Origin of the sequence: Streptomyces sp. NPDC020192 (assembly GCF_044388685.1) — a bacterium.
GTDB lineage: Bacteria > Actinomycetota > Actinomycetes > Streptomycetales > Streptomycetaceae > Streptomyces.
In genome coordinates, this window is the sequence record NZ_JBIRXG010000013.1 from 261,811 (window position 1) to 276,377 (window position 14,567).

At 66.1% G+C, this 14,567-nt stretch carries 27 protein-coding genes and 1 pseudogene; all 28 read left to right on the forward strand.

Going from position 1 to position 14,567, the window contains the following annotated elements; all coding sequences use genetic code 11:
• The first annotated feature begins 16 nt into the window (after window positions 1-16).
• On the forward strand, window positions 17-661 hold the full coding sequence (gene rplC / locus ACH47Z_RS25720; RefSeq protein WP_020135811.1) for a 50S ribosomal protein L3: 645 nt from the start codon (window positions 17-19) through the stop codon (window positions 659-661).
• A gap of 8 nt (window positions 662-669) precedes the next feature.
• A complete protein-coding gene (gene rplD / locus ACH47Z_RS25725) occupies window positions 670-1,323 on the forward strand; it encodes a 50S ribosomal protein L4 (protein WP_399077510.1) in 654 nt (217 codons plus the stop codon).
• Window positions 1,323-1,742 carry a 50S ribosomal protein L23 gene (gene rplW, locus ACH47Z_RS25730; protein ID WP_145886671.1) on the forward strand — a complete coding sequence of 140 codons (420 nt, stop codon included), beginning with the start codon at window positions 1,323-1,325 and terminating at the stop codon, window positions 1,740-1,742. The genes rplD and rplW overlap by 1 nt, the downstream gene beginning before the upstream one ends.
• A 38-nt stretch (window positions 1,743-1,780) precedes the next feature.
• Window positions 1,781-2,617, forward strand: coding sequence for a 50S ribosomal protein L2 (rplB, locus tag ACH47Z_RS25735; RefSeq protein WP_399077513.1), 837 nt, complete (start codon window positions 1,781-1,783; stop codon window positions 2,615-2,617).
• A gap of 12 nt (window positions 2,618-2,629) precedes the next feature.
• Window positions 2,630-2,911: a 30S ribosomal protein S19 gene (gene rpsS / locus ACH47Z_RS25740; protein WP_023547380.1), complete on the forward strand. Its 282-nt coding sequence runs from the start codon at window positions 2,630-2,632 to the stop codon at window positions 2,909-2,911.
• 45 nt (window positions 2,912-2,956) lie between these two features.
• Window positions 2,957-3,304 carry a 50S ribosomal protein L22 gene (gene rplV / locus ACH47Z_RS25745; protein WP_003998827.1) on the forward strand — a complete coding sequence of 116 codons (348 nt, stop codon included), beginning with the start codon at window positions 2,957-2,959 and terminating at the stop codon, window positions 3,302-3,304.
• Entirely contained in the window at window positions 3,304-4,122 is an 819-nt protein-coding gene (gene rpsC, locus ACH47Z_RS25750; protein ID WP_055706471.1) for a 30S ribosomal protein S3, read from the forward strand. The genes rplV and rpsC overlap by 1 nt, the downstream gene beginning before the upstream one ends.
• Before the next feature lie 5 nt (window positions 4,123-4,127).
• On the forward strand, window positions 4,128-4,547 hold the full coding sequence (gene rplP, locus ACH47Z_RS25755; protein WP_103837549.1) for a 50S ribosomal protein L16: 420 nt from the start codon (window positions 4,128-4,130) through the stop codon (window positions 4,545-4,547).
• Window positions 4,547-4,771: a 50S ribosomal protein L29 gene (gene rpmC, locus ACH47Z_RS25760; protein WP_018564811.1), complete on the forward strand. Its 225-nt coding sequence runs from the start codon at window positions 4,547-4,549 to the stop codon at window positions 4,769-4,771. The genes rplP and rpmC overlap by 1 nt, the downstream gene beginning before the upstream one ends.
• Complete coding sequence (rpsQ, locus tag ACH47Z_RS25765) at window positions 4,771-5,058, forward strand: 30S ribosomal protein S17 (protein WP_189268843.1); 288 nt, start codon at window positions 4,771-4,773, stop codon at window positions 5,056-5,058. Before rpmC ends, rpsQ begins: the two co-directional genes overlap by 1 nt.
• A 107-nt stretch (window positions 5,059-5,165) precedes the next feature.
• Window positions 5,166-5,534 (forward strand): 50S ribosomal protein L14, encoded by a 369-nt coding sequence (gene rplN / locus ACH47Z_RS25770; protein WP_003998823.1) that lies wholly within the window; start codon window positions 5,166-5,168, stop codon window positions 5,532-5,534.
• A gap of 2 nt (window positions 5,535-5,536) precedes the next feature.
• Window positions 5,537-5,860 (forward strand): 50S ribosomal protein L24, encoded by a 324-nt coding sequence (gene rplX, locus ACH47Z_RS25775; RefSeq protein WP_061920721.1) that lies wholly within the window; start codon window positions 5,537-5,539, stop codon window positions 5,858-5,860.
• Window positions 5,860-6,417 carry a 50S ribosomal protein L5 gene (gene rplE / locus ACH47Z_RS25780; RefSeq protein WP_019753095.1) on the forward strand — a complete coding sequence of 186 codons (558 nt, stop codon included), beginning with the start codon at window positions 5,860-5,862 and terminating at the stop codon, window positions 6,415-6,417. The genes rplX and rplE overlap by 1 nt, the downstream gene beginning before the upstream one ends.
• 5 nt (window positions 6,418-6,422) lie before the next feature.
• Window positions 6,423-6,608, forward strand: a complete 186-nt coding sequence (locus ACH47Z_RS25785; RefSeq protein ID WP_003948630.1) for a type Z 30S ribosomal protein S14 — start codon at window positions 6,423-6,425, stop codon at window positions 6,606-6,608.
• A 214-nt stretch (window positions 6,609-6,822) separates the two neighbouring features.
• Window positions 6,823-7,221 (forward strand): 30S ribosomal protein S8, encoded by a 399-nt coding sequence (gene rpsH, locus ACH47Z_RS25790; RefSeq protein WP_116148541.1) that lies wholly within the window; start codon window positions 6,823-6,825, stop codon window positions 7,219-7,221.
• A 24-nt stretch (window positions 7,222-7,245) separates the two neighbouring features.
• Window positions 7,246-7,785, forward strand: coding sequence for a 50S ribosomal protein L6 (rplF, locus tag ACH47Z_RS25795; protein WP_399077517.1), 540 nt, complete (start codon window positions 7,246-7,248; stop codon window positions 7,783-7,785).
• Window positions 7,786-7,788: 3 nt separating this feature from the next.
• Complete coding sequence (gene rplR, locus ACH47Z_RS25800) at window positions 7,789-8,172, forward strand: 50S ribosomal protein L18 (RefSeq protein WP_053661883.1); 384 nt, start codon at window positions 7,789-7,791, stop codon at window positions 8,170-8,172.
• 36 nt (window positions 8,173-8,208) lie between these two features.
• Window positions 8,209-8,814: a 30S ribosomal protein S5 gene (gene rpsE / locus ACH47Z_RS25805; RefSeq protein ID WP_019753099.1), complete on the forward strand. Its 606-nt coding sequence runs from the start codon at window positions 8,209-8,211 to the stop codon at window positions 8,812-8,814.
• Window positions 8,815-8,816: 2 nt separating this feature from the next.
• Window positions 8,817-8,999: a 50S ribosomal protein L30 gene (rpmD, locus tag ACH47Z_RS25810; protein ID WP_399077520.1), complete on the forward strand. Its 183-nt coding sequence runs from the start codon at window positions 8,817-8,819 to the stop codon at window positions 8,997-8,999.
• Between the two features lie 2 nt (window positions 9,000-9,001).
• The gene (gene rplO, locus ACH47Z_RS25815) at window positions 9,002-9,457 is read left to right on the forward strand and encodes a 50S ribosomal protein L15 (RefSeq protein ID WP_030745257.1); all 456 of its coding nucleotides are present in this window, start codon (window positions 9,002-9,004) and stop codon (window positions 9,455-9,457) included.
• 176 nt (window positions 9,458-9,633) lie between these two features.
• Complete coding sequence (gene secY, locus ACH47Z_RS25820; RefSeq protein WP_399077522.1) at window positions 9,634-10,947, forward strand: preprotein translocase subunit SecY; 1,314 nt, start codon at window positions 9,634-9,636, stop codon at window positions 10,945-10,947.
• Window positions 10,947-11,609: an adenylate kinase gene (locus ACH47Z_RS25825; RefSeq protein WP_399077524.1), complete on the forward strand. Its 663-nt coding sequence runs from the start codon at window positions 10,947-10,949 to the stop codon at window positions 11,607-11,609. The genes secY and ACH47Z_RS25825 overlap by 1 nt, the downstream gene beginning before the upstream one ends.
• 108 nt (window positions 11,610-11,717) lie before the next feature.
• On the forward strand, window positions 11,718-12,554 hold the full coding sequence (gene map, locus ACH47Z_RS25830) for a type I methionyl aminopeptidase (protein WP_399077526.1): 837 nt from the start codon (window positions 11,718-11,720) through the stop codon (window positions 12,552-12,554).
• Between the two features lie 147 nt (window positions 12,555-12,701).
• Window positions 12,702-12,923, forward strand: coding sequence for a translation initiation factor IF-1 (gene infA, locus ACH47Z_RS25835; RefSeq protein ID WP_003948620.1), 222 nt, complete (start codon window positions 12,702-12,704; stop codon window positions 12,921-12,923).
• A 59-nt stretch (window positions 12,924-12,982) separates the two neighbouring features.
• Entirely contained in the window at window positions 12,983-13,096 is a 114-nt protein-coding gene (gene rpmJ, locus ACH47Z_RS25840) for a 50S ribosomal protein L36 (protein ID WP_003998809.1), read from the forward strand.
• Window positions 13,097-13,292: 196 nt separating this feature from the next.
• A complete protein-coding gene (rpsM, locus tag ACH47Z_RS25845) occupies window positions 13,293-13,673 on the forward strand; it encodes a 30S ribosomal protein S13 (RefSeq protein ID WP_031167100.1) in 381 nt (126 codons plus the stop codon).
• Between the two features lie 66 nt (window positions 13,674-13,739).
• Window positions 13,740-14,144 (forward strand): 30S ribosomal protein S11, encoded by a 405-nt coding sequence (gene rpsK / locus ACH47Z_RS25850; protein WP_003956432.1) that lies wholly within the window; start codon window positions 13,740-13,742, stop codon window positions 14,142-14,144.
• Window positions 14,145-14,295: 151 nt separating this feature from the next.
• Window positions 14,296-14,567, forward strand: a pseudogene (locus ACH47Z_RS25855) (DNA-directed RNA polymerase subunit alpha); the annotation flags it as partial.

Here is a 14,567-nt window from a genome sequence, read left to right on the forward strand (position 1 = left end):
GGCTGGTGGGCTGAGAATGGCTAAGCAGATCAAGGGCATCCTGGGCGAGAAGCTCGGCATGACGCAGGTATGGGACGAGAACAACCGTGTTGTTCCGGTCACCGTCGTCAAGGCCGGCCCCAACGTCGTCACCCAGGTCCGTACGAACGATGTCGACGGCTACGAGTCCGTCCAGATCGCCTTCGGCGAGATCGACCCGCGCAAGGTGAACAAGCCCCTCAAGGGCCACTTCGCCAAGGCCGACGTCACTCCCCGCCGCCACCTCGTCGAGATCCGTACCGCTGACGCCAGCGAGTACACCCTCGGCCAGGAGATCACCGCCGAGGTGTTCGAGGCCGGCATCAAGGTCGACGTGACCGGCAAGAGCAAGGGCAAGGGCTTCGCCGGTGTCATGAAGCGTCACAACTTCAAGGGCCTCGGCGCCGGACACGGCACCCAGCGCAAGCACCGCTCGCCCGGTTCCATCGGTGGCTGCGCCACCCCGGGCCGCGTGTTCAAGGGCCTCCGCATGGCGGGTCGCATGGGCAACGAGCGGGTCACCACCCAGAACCTGACCGTCCACGCCGTTGACGCGGAGAAGGGTCTGCTGCTCATCAAGGGCGCGGTTCCCGGTCCGAACGGCGGCCTCGTCCTGGTCCGCACCGCGGCCAAGGGGGCCTGAGGTAACCGATGAGCACTGTTGACATCCTTTCGCCGGCGGGCGACAAGGCCGGTTCCGTCGAGCTCCCCGCGGAGATCTTCGACGCCAAGGTCAGCGTTCCGCTGATCCACCAGGTCGTCGTCGCGCAGCTGGCCGCTGCCCGTCAGGGCACGCACAAGACGAAGACCCGTGGCGAGGTCCGTGGTGGTGGCAAGAAGCCTTACCGCCAGAAGGGCACCGGTCGCGCCCGTCAGGGTTCGACCCGCGCGCCGCAGTTCGCCGGTGGTGGCGTCGTGCACGGTCCCGTGCCGCGTGACTACTCGCAGCGCACCCCCAAGAAGATGAAGGCCGCCGCCCTGCGCGGTGCCCTCACCGACCGGGCGCGTCACAACCGCATCCACGTCGTCTCCGGCGTGGTCGAGGGCGAGACCCCCAGCACCAAGGCCGCCAAGTCGCTGTTCGGCAAGATCTCGGAGCGCAAGAACCTGCTCCTGGTCGTCGACCGCGCCGACGAGGCCGCGTGGCTGTCCGCCCGCAACCTGCCCCAGGTCCACATCCTGGAGCCGGGCCAGCTGAACACGTACGACGTTCTCGTCTCGGACGACGTGGTCTTCACCCAGGCCGCTTTCGAGTCCTTCGTGTCTGGCCCCAAGGCCGCTGACACCGAAGGGAGCGAGGCCTGATGGCTACGCGTCACCCGAGCATTGCCTCGAAGGCCGCCAAGGCCGCCAAGGCCGCGCGCGTCGCCAAGGCGCGTCGCCACGCCACCGAGGGCAAGAACACCGTCGAGACCCCGCTGAGCAAGTCGTACACGGACCCCCGTGACGTCCTGCTGAAGCCGGTCGTCTCCGAGAAGAGCTACGCGCTCCTCGACGAGAACAAGTACACGTTCATCGTCGACCCGAACGCCAACAAGACCCAGATCAAGCAGGCCGTCCAGGCGGTCTTCTCGGTCAAGGTCACCGGGGTCAACACGATCAACCGCCAGGGCAAGCGCAAGCGCACGAAGACCGGTTTCGGTCAGCGTGCCGGCAGCAAGCGCGCGATCGTGACCCTCGCCGAGGGCGACCGTATCGACATCTTCGGCGGTCCGACCGCGTAAGCGGGTCGGATCGTCCGATATCGGACGAGGACTGAGAAATGGGAATCCGCAAGTACAAGCCGACTACGCCGGGCCGTCGTGGCGCCAGCGTCGCCGACTTCGTCGAGGTCACGCGGTCCACGCCGGAGAAGTCGCTGGTCCGTCCCCTGCACAGCAAGGGCGGCCGTAACAACGCCGGTCGTGTGACCGTTCGCCACCAGGGTGGCGGACACAAGCGCGCCTTCCGTGTGATCGACTTCCGTCGTCACGACAAGGACGGCGTGCCGGCGAAGGTCGCGCACATCGAGTACGACCCCAACCGCACCGCGCGCATCGCGCTGCTGCACTACGCCGACGGCGAGAAGCGCTACATCCTCGCCCCGCGCAACCTGCAGCAGGGTGACCGCGTCGAGAACGGTCCCGGGGCCGACATCAAGCCGGGCAACAACCTGGCCCTCCGCAACATCCCGGTCGGTACCACGATCCACGCGATCGAGCTCCGTCCCGGTGGCGGTGCCAAGTTCGCCCGCTCCGCCGGTGCCTCCGTGCAGCTGCTCGCGAAGGAGGGCGCCTACGCCCACCTGCGCATGCCGTCTGGCGAGATCCGTCTCGTCGACGTCCGCTGCCGCGCCACCGTCGGCGAGGTCGGCAACGCCGAGCAGAGCAACATCAACTGGGGTAAGGCCGGCCGTAAGCGGTGGCTGGGCGTTCGCCCGACCGTCCGTGGTGTCGTCATGAACCCGGTTGACCACCCGCACGGTGGTGGTGAGGGCCGGACCTCCGGTGGTCGCCACCCTGTGTCCCCGTGGGGCAAGAAGGAAGGCCGTACTCGTTCGCCCAAGAAGGCGTCGAACAAGTACATCGTCCGCCGCCGCAAGACGAACAAGAAGCGCTAAGGACGGGTTGAGATGCCTCGTAGCCTGAAGAAGGGGCCCTTCGTCGACGACCACCTGATCAAGAAGGTGGACGCCCAGAACGAAGCCGGCACCAAGAACGTCATCAAGACCTGGTCCCGCCGCTCGATGATCGTCCCGGCCATGCTGGGCCACACGCTCGCGGTGCACAACGGCAAGACCCACATCCCGGTGTTCGTCACCGAGTCGATGGTCGGCCACAAGCTCGGCGAGTTCTCGCCGACCCGCACCTTCCGGGGTCACGTCAAGGAAGACCGGAAGTCGAAGCGCCGCTAGTAGCGGATCGCATTCAGACACGTAAGTAACTCTGAAGGGACAACCATGGAAGCCAGGGCCCAGGCGCGGTACATCCGCGTCACGCCCATGAAGGCCCGCCGTGTGGTGGACCTCATCCGTGGCATGGACGCCACGGAGGCCCAGGCTGTTCTGCGATTCGCTCCGCAGGCAGCCTCCGTGCCGGTCGGCAAGGTGCTCGACAGCGCCATCGCCAACGCCGCGCACAACTACGACCACACGGACGCCTCCTCGCTGTTCATCAGCGAGGCGTACGTCGACGAGGGCCCGACCCTGAAGCGGTTCCGTCCGCGTGCCCAGGGCCGTGCCTACCGGATCCGCAAGCGGACCAGCCACATCACCGTGGTCGTCGCCAGCAAGGAAGGAACCCGGTAATGGGCCAGAAGGTTAACCCGCATGGGTTCCGGCTCGGTGTCACCACGGACTTCAAGTCCCGGTGGTACGCCGACAAGCTGTACAAGGACTACGTCAAGGAAGACGTCGCCATCCGTCGGATGATGACGTCCGGCATGGAGCGCGCCGGTATCTCGAAGGTTGAGATCGAGCGCACCCGTGACCGCGTGCGGGTGGACATCCACACCGCCCGTCCCGGCATCGTCATCGGCCGCCGTGGCGCCGAGGCCGACCGCATCCGCGGCGACCTCGAGAAGCTCACGGGCAAGCAGGTCCAGCTGAACATCCTCGAGGTCAAGAACCCCGAGACCGACGCTCAGCTGGTTGCCCAGGCCGTTGCCGAGCAGCTCTCCTCCCGCGTCTCCTTCCGCCGTGCCATGCGCAAGAGCATGCAGTCGGCGATGAAGGCCGGCGCCAAGGGCATCAAGATCCAGTGCGGTGGCCGCCTCGGCGGCGCCGAGATGTCCCGCTCGGAGTTCTACCGCGAGGGCCGTGTGCCCCTGCACACGCTCCGCGCGAACGTGGACTACGGCTTCTTCGAGGCCAAGACGACCTTCGGCCGCATCGGTGTGAAGGTCTGGATCTACAAGGGCGACGTCAAGAACATCGCCGAGGTCCGCGCCGAGAACGCTGCGGCCCGTGCGGGTAACCGCCCGGCCCGTGGTGGTGCCGACCGCCCGGCCCGTGGTGGCCGTGGTGGCGAGCGGCGCGGTCGCAAGCCGCAGCAGGCTGCCGGCGCCGAGGCCCCCAAGGCCGAGGCCCCCGCCGCTCCGGCTGAGAGCACCGGAACGGAGGCCTGACCGACATGCTGATCCCCCGTAGGGTCAAGCACCGCAAGCAGCACCACCCCAAGCGCGACGGCGCTGCCAAGGGTGGCACGACGGTTGCGTTCGGCGAGTACGGCATCCAGGCGCTCACCCCGGCGTACGTGACGAACCGTCAGATCGAGGCCGCTCGTATCGCCATGACGCGTCACATCAAGCGTGGTGGCAAGGTCTGGATCAACATCTACCCGGACCGTCCCCTCACCAAGAAGCCTGCCGAGACCCGCATGGGTTCCGGTAAGGGTTCTCCGGAGTGGTGGATCGCCAACGTCAAGCCCGGACGCGTGATGTTCGAGCTGTCGTACCCCAACGAGAAGATTGCGCGTGAGGCCCTCACTCGTGCGGCCCACAAGCTGCCGATGAAGTGCCGGATCGTCAAGCGCGAGGCAGGTGAAGCGTGATGTCGGCCGGTACCAAGGCGTCCGAGCTGCGCGAGCTGGGCAACGAGGAGCTTCTGGGCAAGCTCCGCGAGGCCAAGGAAGAGCTGTTCAACCTCCGCTTCCAGGCGGCGACGGGTCAGCTCGAGAACCACGGCCGTCTGAAGGCGGTCCGCAAGGACATCGCGCGGATCTACACCCTGATGCGCGAGCGTGAGCTGGGCATCGAAACGGTGGAGAACGCCTGATGAGCGAGAGCAACGTGACTGAGAACACTGAGGCGCGCGGTAGCTTCCGCAAGACCCGTGAGGGTCTCGTCGTCAGCGACAAGATGGACAAGACCGTCGTCGTCGCTGTCGAGGACCGCGTCAAGCACGCGCTGTACGGCAAGGTCATCCGCCGTACGAACAAGCTCAAGGCGCACGACGAGCAGAACGCCGCGGGTGTCGGCGACCGCGTCCTCCTGATGGAGACCCGGCCGCTGTCCGCGACGAAGCGCTGGCGCGTCGTCGAGATCCTCGAGAAGGCCAAGTAATTTCCTGCGGGGCTAACCCCGCAGGTCAGTTCCGCCAGGCTCGGCAGGGGCTCCCCTCGTGAAGAGGCGGCCCCTGCCGGGAACCGGCAGACAAACAGGAGATAGACGTGATCCAGCAGGAGTCGCGACTGCGTGTCGCCGACAACACTGGTGCGAAGGAGATCCTTTGCATCCGTGTGCTCGGTGGCTCCGGTCGCCGCTACGCGGGCATCGGTGACGTCATCGTCGCCACCGTCAAGGACGCGATCCCCGGTGGCAACGTGAAGAAGGGTGACGTCGTCAAGGCGGTCATCGTTCGCACCGTCAAGGAGCGCCGCCGTCCGGACGGCTCGTACATCCGCTTCGACGAGAACGCCGCCGTCATTCTGAAGAACGACGGCGACCCTCGCGGCACCCGCATCTTCGGCCCGGTCGGCCGTGAGCTGCGCGAGAAGAAGTTCATGAAGATCATCTCGCTCGCGCCGGAGGTGCTGTAAGCATGAAGATCAAGAAGGGCGACCTGGTCCAGGTCATCACCGGTAAGGACAAGGGCAAGCAGGGCAAGGTCATCGCGGCCTACCCCCGCGAGGACCGTGTCCTGGTCGAGGGTGTCAACCGGGTCAAGAAGCACACCAAGGCCGGCCCGACCGCTCGCGGTTCCCAGGCCGGCGGCATCGTGACCACCGAGGCCCCGATCCACGTGTCCAACGTTCAGCTGGTCGTGGAGAAGGACGGCAACAAGGTCGTCACGCGTGTCGGTTACCGCTTCGACGAAGAGGGCAACAAGATCCGCGTTGCCAAGCGGACGGGTGAGGACATCTGATGGCTACCACCACCACTCCGCGTCTGAAGCAGAAGTACCGCGAGGAGATCGCGGGCAAGCTGCGTGACGAGTTCAAGTACGAGAACGTCATGCAGGTTCCCGGCCTCGTCAAGATCGTGGTCAACATGGGTGTGGGCGACGCCGCCCGCGACTCCAAGCTGATCGAGGGCGCCATCCGCGACCTCACCACGATCACCGGTCAGAAGCCGGCCGTCACCAAGGCCCGCAAGTCCATCGCGCAGTTCAAGCTGCGTGAGGGCCAGCCGATCGGTGCCCACGTCACGCTCCGTGGCGACCGCATGTGGGAGTTCCTGGACCGCACCCTGTCGCTCGCGCTGCCGCGCATCCGCGACTTCCGCGGCCTGTCCCCCAAGCAGTTCGACGGCCGTGGCAACTACACCTTCGGTCTCACGGAGCAGGTCATGTTCCACGAGATCGACCAGGACAAGATCGACCGTGTCCGGGGTATGGACATCACCGTGGTCACCACGGCGACCAACGACGCTGAGGGCCGCGCGCTCCTTCGTCACCTCGGCTTCCCGTTCAAGGAGGCGTGAGCGAGATGGCGAAGAAGGCTCTGATCGCGAAGGCTGCTCGCAAGCCCAAGTTCGGCGTGCGTGGCTACACCCGCTGCCAGCGTTGTGGCCGCCCGCACTCCGTGTACCGCAAGTTCGGCCTCTGCCGCGTGTGCCTTCGTGAGATGGCTCACCGTGGCGAGCTGCCGGGCGTGACCAAGAGCTCCTGGTAATCCCCACTTCAGGGATTCCTGGACCTCTCGGTAAGCAACTGGGCCGGTAAGAGGCCCCACCCTCCATGCCGTAGGCTGGGAGGGTTGGGCCTCTGCCGCCCTACGACTTACTACGCCGTAGGTCCCCGCACCGCACCCGTCTCGTCATTCAGAAGTACGAGGAGAGGGATGGCGCATATAGGAAACCCCGGCGAGAAAGGCCACAGGCCAATTCATGACCATGACTGATCCGATCGCAGACATGCTTACGCGTCTGCGGAACGCGAACTCGGCATACCACGACAGCGTGACGATGCCGGCGTCCAAGATCAAGTCGCACATCGCGGAGATCCTCCAGCAGGAGGGCTTCATCACGGGCTGGCGCGTCGAGGACGCTGAGGTTGGCAAGAACCTCACCCTCGAGCTGAAGTTCGGCCCGAACCGTGAGCGCTCCATCGCGGGCATCAAGCGGATCTCCAAGCCCGGTCTCCGGGTGTACGCGAAGTCCACCAACCTGCCGAAGGTGCTCGGCGGCCTGGGCGTGGCGATCATCTCCACGTCGCACGGGCTCCTCACCGACAAGCAGGCCGGCAAGAAGGGCGTGGGTGGGGAAGTCCTCGCCTACGTCTGGTAGCAGAAGGGAACGGAGGAAACAGCTATGTCGCGCATCGGCAAGCTCCCCATCGCGGTTCCCGCCGGCGTGGACGTCACCATCGACGGCCGTACGGTCGCGGTCAAGGGCCCCAAGGGCACGCTGACCCACACCGTCGTGGCGCCGATCGACATCGCCAAGGGCGAGGACGGCACCCTGCAGGTGACCCGCCCCAACGACGAGCGTCAGAGCAAGGCCCTGCACGGCCTCTCCCGCACGCTGGTGGCGAACATGATCACCGGCGTGACCCAGGGTTACGTGAAGAAGCTCGAGATCAGCGGTGTCGGTTACCGAGTGACCGCCAAGGGCTCGAACCTCGAGTTCGCGCTCGGCTACAGCCACCCGATCGTCGTCGAGGCCCCCGAGGGCATCACCTTCAAGGTGGAGACCCCGACCCGTTTCTCGGTCGAGGGCATCGACAAGCAGAAGGTCGGCGAGGTTGCGGCCAACATCCGCAAGCTGCGCAAGCCTGACCCGTACAAGGCCAAGGGCGTCAAGTACGAGGGCGAAGTCATCCGCCGCAAGGTCGGAAAGGCGGGTAAGTAAGCCATGGCATACGGGCAGAAGATCCTCAAGGGCGACGCCTACAAGCGCGCCGCGATCAAGCGCCGTCACATCCGGATCCGCAAGAACCTTTCCGGTACGGCGGAGCGTCCCCGTCTGGTCGTGACCCGCTCCAACCGCCACATCGTGGCGCAGGTGATCGACGACCTCAAGGGCCACACCCTGGCGTCGGCGTCCACCCTGGACGCGTCGGTCCGCGGTGGCGAGGGCGACAAGTCCGCGCAGGCCAAGCAGGTCGGCGCCCTGGTCGCCGAGCGTGCCAAGGCCGCCGGTGTCGAGGCCGTCGTGTTCGACCGTGGTGGCAACCAGTACGCCGGGCGCATCGCCGCCCTGGCGGACGCCGCCCGCGAGGCCGGGCTCAAGTTCTGAGCCGCTTGTAGCTAGCGGAAAGAGAGAGGTAATCCAATGGCTGGACCCCAGCGCCGCGGAAGCGGTGCCGGTGGCGGCGAGCGGCGGGACCGGAAGGGCCGTGACGGCGGCGCTGCTGCCGCCGAGAAGACCGCGTACGTTGAGCGCGTCGTCGCGATCAACCGCGTCGCCAAGGTTGTGAAGGGTGGTCGTCGCTTCAGCTTCACCGCGCTGGTCGTGGTGGGCGACGGTGACGGCACCGTGGGTGTCGGTTACGGCAAGGCCAAGGAGGTGCCGGCCGCCATCGCCAAGGGCGTTGAGGAGGCCAAGAAGCACTTCTTCAAGGTCCCCCGTATCCAGGGCACCATCCCGCACCCGATCCAGGGTGAGAAGGCTGCCGGCGTCGTGCTGCTCAAGCCCGCGTCCCCCGGTACCGGTGTTATCGCCGGTGGCCCGGTGCGTGCCGTGCTCGAGTGCGCCGGTATCCACGACGTGCTGTCGAAGTCGCTCGGCTCCGACAACGCGATCAACATCGTGCACGCGACCGTGGAGGCCCTGAAGGGTCTGCAGCGTCCCGAGGAGATCGCGGCCCGCCGCGGTCTGCCGCTCGAGGACGTCGCTCCCGCGGCTCTTCTCCGTGCGCGTGCCGGGGCGGGTGCGTAATCATGGCGCAGCTCAAGATCACGCAGGTCAAGTCCTACATCGGCAGCAAGCAGAACCACCGTGACACCCTGCGGTCGCTTGGTCTCAAGGGGATCAACACCGTGGTCGTCAAGGAGGACCGCCCCGAGTTCCGCGGCATGGTTCGCCATGTCCGTCACCTCGTGACGGTCGAGGAGGTCGACTGATCATGGCGGAGCAGAACCCGCTGAAGATCCACAACCTCCGTCCCGCCCCGGGCGCCAAGACCGCCAAGACCCGTGTCGGTCGTGGTGAGGCGTCGAAGGGTAAGACGGCCGGTCGTGGTACCAAGGGCACCAAGGCCCGCTACCAGGTTCCGGAGCGCTTCGAGGGTGGCCAGATGCCGCTGCACATGCGCCTCCCGAAGCTGAAGGGCTTCAAGAACCCGTTCAAGACCGAGTACCAGGTCGTGAACCTCGACAAGCTGGCCGCGCTCTACCCCGAGGGTGGCGAGGTCACCGTCGAGGGTCTGGTGGCCAAGGGTGCCGTTCGCAAGAACAGCCTCGTCAAGGTCCTCGGCCAGGGCGAGGTCTCCGTGGCGCTGCAGGTGACGGTGGACGCCGTCTCCGGCTCCGCCAAGGAGAAGATCACCGCCGCCGGCGGTACGGTCACCGAGCTCGTCTGAGCTTGAGGACGTAAACGAACCCGACCGGGGGTACCTCACAATGAGGTATCCCCGGTCGGTCGTTCCAAGGGAGGCAGTGTCGCCGGTAAGGTGGCCTGCACTGTTCTTTTTTCGTAGTCGTCGAACCTCAAGACCGTCACCCTTGACGCTGTTGCGCGGGGGTCGCAGGAGGCACCGTGCTCACCGCGTTCGCCCGGGCGTTCAAGACGCCCGACCTGCGCAAGAAGCTGCTCTTCACGCTGGCCATCATCGTGGTCTACCGCGTCGGTACCCACATCCCGATCCCCGGCGTCAACTACAAGGCCGTCCAGCAGTGTGTGAGCGAGGCGGGGGCCAACCAGGGCCTGTTCGGCCTCGTGAACATGTTCAGTGGTGGTGCGCTGCTCCAGATCACGGTCTTCGCGCTCGGCATCATGCCGTACATCACGGCCAGCATCATTCTTCAGCTGCTGACCGTGGTCATCCCGCGCCTGGAGGCCCTGAAGAAGGAGGGCCAGGCCGGCACGACGAAGATCACGCAGTACACCCGGTACCTGACCGTGGCGCTCGCCATCCTGCAGGGCACCGGCCTGGTCGCCACCGCCCGCAGCGGCGCGCTGTTCAACGGCTGCTCGGTCGCGGGCAGCATCGTCCCGGACCAGGCGATCTTCACCACGATCACCATGGTCGTCTGCATGACCGCCGGCACCTGTGTCGTGATGTGGCTCGGTGAGCTGATCACCGACCGCGGCATCGGCAACGGCATGTCGATCCTGATGTTCATCTCGATCGCCGCAACCTTCCCGTCCGCGCTGTGGGCGATCAAGAAGCAGGGCACCCTGGCCGGCGGCTGGATCGAGTTCGGCACGGTCATCCTGATCGGCCTGGTCATGGTCGCGCTCGTCGTCTTCGTCGAGCAGGCCCAGCGCCGCATCCCGGTGCAGTACGCGAAGCGCATGATCGGCCGTCGTTCCTACGGTGGTACGTCCACGTACATCCCGCTCAAGGTGAACCAGGCGGGTGTGATTCCCGTCATCTTCGCCTCCTCGCTGCTCTACATCCCGGCACTCGTGGCGCAGTTCGCGGGGGGCAACTCGGGCTGGAAGACCTGGGTCAGCCAGAACCTGACCAAGGGCGACCACCCGATTTACATCACTTCGTACTTCTTGCTCATCGTTTTCTTCGCGTTCTTCTACGTGGCTATCTCCTTCAACCCCGAGGAAGTAGCCGACAACATGAAGAAGTATGGTGGCTTCATCCCGGGCATCCGGGCTGGCCGACCGACCGCTGAGTACCTGAGCTACGTGCTCAACCGGATCACCTGGCCGGGTTCGCTGTATCTGGGTCTGATCGCTCTCGTACCGACAATGGCGTTGGTCGGCTTCGGGGCAAGCCAGAACTTCCCCTTCGGCGGGACCAGCATCCTGATCATCGTGGGTGTCGGCCTCGAGACGGTGAAGCAGATCGAGAGCCAGCTCCAGCAGCGCAATTACGAAGGGTTCCTCCGCTGATGCGTATCGTCCTCGTCGGGCCGCCGGGTGCCGGTAAGGGAACGCAAGCCGTCCGTCTCGCCGAGAAGCTGTCCATCCCGCACATCTCCACGGGCGACCTGTTCCGGGCCAACATCAGCCAGGGGACGGAGCTGGGCAAGCTCGCGCAGTCCTACATGGACAAGGGCGAGCTGGTGCCGGACTCGGTCACCATCGCCATGGCCAAGGACCGCATGGAGCAGCCGGACGCGGAGAAGGGCTTCCTGCTCGACGGCTTCCCGCGCAACGTGCAGCAGGCCGAGGCGCTCGACGAGCTCCTGCAGACCGAGAGCATCACGCTGGACGCCGTCCTGGACCTGGAGGTCCCGGAGGACGAGGTCGTGAAGCGGATCGCCGGCCGGCGCATCTGCCGCAACGACTCCTCGCACGTCTTCCATGTGACGTACAGCCCGCCGAAGAAGGAGGGCGTCTGCGACGTCTGCGGCGGTGAGCTGTACCAGCGCGAGGACGACCGCGAGGAGACCGTTCGCACGCGGCTGGAGGTCTACCACACGCAGACCGAGCCGATCATCGACTACTACAAGGCGCAGGGCCTGGTCGTGACGATCTCCTCCCTGGGCCCCGTCGCCGAGATCACGCAGCGGGCCCTGGGGGCCCTGAAGCGCGAGAAGGCCGAGCAGTAGTCTTACGGCTCAGGCCTTTCCGGCCGCGGTGCCCGACCCGGGTGCCGCGGCCGTACTGTTGTACAGGTAACACCCAGTCGACGTGAGTGACGGAGAGCGCAGGCCCCCATGGTGCAGATCAAGACCCCCGAGCAGATCGCCAAGATGCGTGCGGCGGGTCTGGTCGTGGCCGCCATCCACGACACCACCCGCGAGGCCGCGGTCCCCGGCGCGAGCACCCGGGACCTGGACGAGGTCGCCCGCAAGGTCCTCGCCGAGCACGGCGCGAAGTCGAACTTCCTGGGGTACGGCGGTTTCCCCGCGACGATCTGCACGTCGGTCAACGACGTGGTCGTCCACGGCATCCCCTCCGACGACGTCGTCCTGAAGGACGGCGACATCATCTCCATCGACTGCGGCGCGGTCGTCGACGGCTGGCACGGTGACGCGGCCTACACGGCCTTCGTGGGCTCCGGTCACGCTCCGGAGCTGATCGAGCTGTCCCGGGTGACGGAAGAGTCGATGTGGGCCGGCATCGCGGCCATGAAGCAGGGCAACCGCCTGGTGGACGTCTCCAAGGCCATCGAGACGTACATCCGCCGCCAGCCGAAGCCGGGCGGCGGCAAGTACGGGATCATCGAGGACTACGGCGGCCACGGCATCGGCACCGAGATGCACATGGACCCGCATCTGCTGAACTACGTCGACCGCCGCCGCGGCAAGGGTCCCAAGCTGGTCCCCGGCTTCTGCCTCGCGATCGAGCCGATGGTCTCCCTCGGCACCCCGCGCACCGAGGTCCTGTCGGACGACTGGACGGTCATCACGACGGATGGCACGTGGTCCTCGCACTGGGAGCACTCGGTCGCCCTCACGGCGGAGGGCCCTCTGGTCCTCACCGCCCCGGACGGCGGCAGGGCGAAGCTGGCGGAGTACGGGATCACGGCCGCCCCCGATCCGCTCGCTTAGTGATCTCCCGCATGGGGCAGACTTTCTCGATTCGCCTTTCCCAGGACGCCGACGTAGACTGACTCGTCGGCTCTCGTGCATCCTCATGCCTTCAAGCGTGAGACTGCCACGAAGGCCGACCAAGGTAGTCGATTCGAAGGGCGAAGCGTGGCCAAGAAGCAAGGTGCCATCGAGATCGAGGGCACTGTCGTCGAGTCTCTTCCGAACGCCATGTTCAAGGTCGAGCTCCAGAACGGCCACCAGGTCCTGGCACACATCAGCGGCAAGATGCGCATGCACTACATCCGCATCCTCCCTGACGACCGGGTCGTGGTGGAGCTGTCTCCGTACGACCTGACGCGTGGCCGGATCGTCTACCGCTACAAGTAGATCTTGCCCGCATCCCGCCCCGGCGGGGTGGTGGCACTGACCCGGAGAACCTCAATCCCATGAAGGTCAAGCCGAGCGTCAAGAAGATCTGCGACAAGTGCAGGGTGATCCGCCGTCACGGCCGGGTCATGGTCATCTGCGAGAACCCGCGCCACAAGCAGCGCCAGGGCTGACGCACGACCATCACCCTCTGCACCTCTATCGCAGAGATTCGCGCGACGCGAGCTGAATATGTTCATACGCAGAACCCGAGCCGCACGTCATGGCTCGACACCCCCGGCTCGGAGGCCGGGGACCCGGTTCGTACCTGATACGGCGGCCGGGAACCGGTTTTGTGGAAGACCTCCGACGATCACCAGGAGCCATTGAATGGCACGCGTTTCCGGTGTTGACATCCCGCGCGAAAAGCGCGTGGAGGTCGCCCTCACCTACGTGTTCGGCATCGGCCGGACCCTCTCCCAGCAGACGCTGGCCGAGACCGGCATCGACCCGAACACTCGCGTCCGTGACCTGACCGAAGAGCAGCTGGTCGCGATCCGCGAGTACGTCGACAACAACATCAAGACCGAGGGTGACCTCCGTCGCGAGATCCAGGCCGACATCCGCCGCAAGGTCGAGATCGGCTGCTACCAGGGTCTCCGTCACCGTCGCGGTCTGCCCGTCCGCGGTCAGCGCACCAGCACCAACGCCCGCACCCGCAAGGGCCCGCGTCGCGCCATCGCCGGTAAGAAGAAGCCGGGCAAGAAGTAGTCCGCAGCGGACTCGCCGTCCAGCGGTCTTCGCTGTAGGACCGACCACCTCCCGTAGGAGTTATAGATGCCCCCCAAGGGTCGTCAGGGCGCTGCCAAGAAGGTGCGCCGCAAGGAAAAGAAGAACGTCGCTCACGGCCACGCGCACATCAAGAGCACGTTCAACAACACGATCGTCTCGATCACGGACCCGTCCGGCAACGTGATCTCCTGGGCCTCCGCCGGCCACGTCGGCTTCAAGGGCTCCCGGAAGTCCACGCCGTTCGCCGCGCAGATGGCCGCCGAGTCGGCTGCCCGCCGCGCCCAGGAGCACGGCATGCGCAAGGTCGACGTGTTCGTGAAGGGCCCGGGTTCCGGTCGTGAGACCGCGATCCGCTCCCTGCAGGCCACGGGCCTCGAGGTCGGCTCCATCCAGGACGTCACCCCGACCCCGCACAACGGCTGCCGTCCGCCGAAGCGCCGCCGCGTCTGACGCACGGCCTTCGTCTGGCTCAGGATTCGGGCGGTACGGCTCCGTAAGGGCCGTATCGCCCGTACCCTTGCAATACCCGCACTTTTCAGGGGTGCGGTTTCCGTCGGACGTCAAATAGCGGGCGTCCACGAAAGAAGGATCTGATCCACACATGCTGATCGCTCAGCGACCCTCGTTGACCGAAGAGGTCGTCGACGAGTTCCGCTCCCGGTTCGTGATCGAGCCGCTGGAGCCGGGCTTCGGCTACACCCTCGGCAACTCCCTCCGCCGTACCCTCCTCTCCTCGATCCCGGGTGCGGCTGTCACGTCGATCCGGATCGACGGCGTGCTGCACGAGTTCACCACCGTGCCGGGCGTCAAGGAGGACGTCACCGACCTGATCCTCAACATCAAGCAGCTGGTCGTCTCCTCGGAGCACGACGA

What these genes read in the sequence shown, in the direction of transcription:
- rplC (WP_020135811.1), top strand. Translation starts at nt 17, where the DNA reads ATGGCTAAGCAGATCAAGGGCATCCTGGGCGAGAAGCTCGGCATGACG.
- rplD (WP_399077510.1), top strand. Translation starts at nt 670, where the DNA reads ATGAGCACTGTTGACATCCTTTCGCCGGCGGGCGACAAGGCCGGTTCC.
- rplW (WP_145886671.1), top strand. Translation starts at nt 1,323, where the DNA reads ATGGCTACGCGTCACCCGAGCATTGCCTCGAAGGCCGCCAAGGCCGCC.
- rplB (WP_399077513.1), top strand. Translation starts at nt 1,781, where the DNA reads ATGGGAATCCGCAAGTACAAGCCGACTACGCCGGGCCGTCGTGGCGCC.
- rpsS (WP_023547380.1), top strand. Translation starts at nt 2,630, where the DNA reads ATGCCTCGTAGCCTGAAGAAGGGGCCCTTCGTCGACGACCACCTGATC.
- rplV (WP_003998827.1), top strand. Translation starts at nt 2,957, where the DNA reads ATGGAAGCCAGGGCCCAGGCGCGGTACATCCGCGTCACGCCCATGAAG.
- rpsC (WP_055706471.1), top strand. Translation starts at nt 3,304, where the DNA reads ATGGGCCAGAAGGTTAACCCGCATGGGTTCCGGCTCGGTGTCACCACG.
- rplP (WP_103837549.1), top strand. Translation starts at nt 4,128, where the DNA reads ATGCTGATCCCCCGTAGGGTCAAGCACCGCAAGCAGCACCACCCCAAG.
- rpmC (WP_018564811.1), top strand. Translation starts at nt 4,547, where the DNA reads ATGTCGGCCGGTACCAAGGCGTCCGAGCTGCGCGAGCTGGGCAACGAG.
- rpsQ (WP_189268843.1), top strand. Translation starts at nt 4,771, where the DNA reads ATGAGCGAGAGCAACGTGACTGAGAACACTGAGGCGCGCGGTAGCTTC.
- rplX (WP_061920721.1), top strand. Translation starts at nt 5,537, where the DNA reads ATGAAGATCAAGAAGGGCGACCTGGTCCAGGTCATCACCGGTAAGGAC.
- rplE (WP_019753095.1), top strand. Translation starts at nt 5,860, where the DNA reads ATGGCTACCACCACCACTCCGCGTCTGAAGCAGAAGTACCGCGAGGAG.
- ACH47Z_RS25785 (WP_003948630.1), top strand. Translation starts at nt 6,423, where the DNA reads ATGGCGAAGAAGGCTCTGATCGCGAAGGCTGCTCGCAAGCCCAAGTTC.
- rpsH (WP_116148541.1), top strand. Translation starts at nt 6,823, where the DNA reads ATGACCATGACTGATCCGATCGCAGACATGCTTACGCGTCTGCGGAAC.
- rplF (WP_399077517.1), top strand. Translation starts at nt 7,246, where the DNA reads ATGTCGCGCATCGGCAAGCTCCCCATCGCGGTTCCCGCCGGCGTGGAC.
- rplR (WP_053661883.1), top strand. Translation starts at nt 7,789, where the DNA reads ATGGCATACGGGCAGAAGATCCTCAAGGGCGACGCCTACAAGCGCGCC.
- rpsE (WP_019753099.1), top strand. Translation starts at nt 8,209, where the DNA reads ATGGCTGGACCCCAGCGCCGCGGAAGCGGTGCCGGTGGCGGCGAGCGG.
- rpmD (WP_399077520.1), top strand. Translation starts at nt 8,817, where the DNA reads ATGGCGCAGCTCAAGATCACGCAGGTCAAGTCCTACATCGGCAGCAAG.
- rplO (WP_030745257.1), top strand. Translation starts at nt 9,002, where the DNA reads ATGGCGGAGCAGAACCCGCTGAAGATCCACAACCTCCGTCCCGCCCCG.
- ACH47Z_RS25825 (WP_399077524.1), top strand. Translation starts at nt 10,947, where the DNA reads ATGCGTATCGTCCTCGTCGGGCCGCCGGGTGCCGGTAAGGGAACGCAA.
- map (WP_399077526.1), top strand. Translation starts at nt 11,718, where the DNA reads ATGGTGCAGATCAAGACCCCCGAGCAGATCGCCAAGATGCGTGCGGCG.
- rpmJ (WP_003998809.1), top strand. Translation starts at nt 12,983, where the DNA reads ATGAAGGTCAAGCCGAGCGTCAAGAAGATCTGCGACAAGTGCAGGGTG.
- rpsM (WP_031167100.1), top strand. Translation starts at nt 13,293, where the DNA reads ATGGCACGCGTTTCCGGTGTTGACATCCCGCGCGAAAAGCGCGTGGAG.
- rpsK (WP_003956432.1), top strand. Translation starts at nt 13,740, where the DNA reads ATGCCCCCCAAGGGTCGTCAGGGCGCTGCCAAGAAGGTGCGCCGCAAG.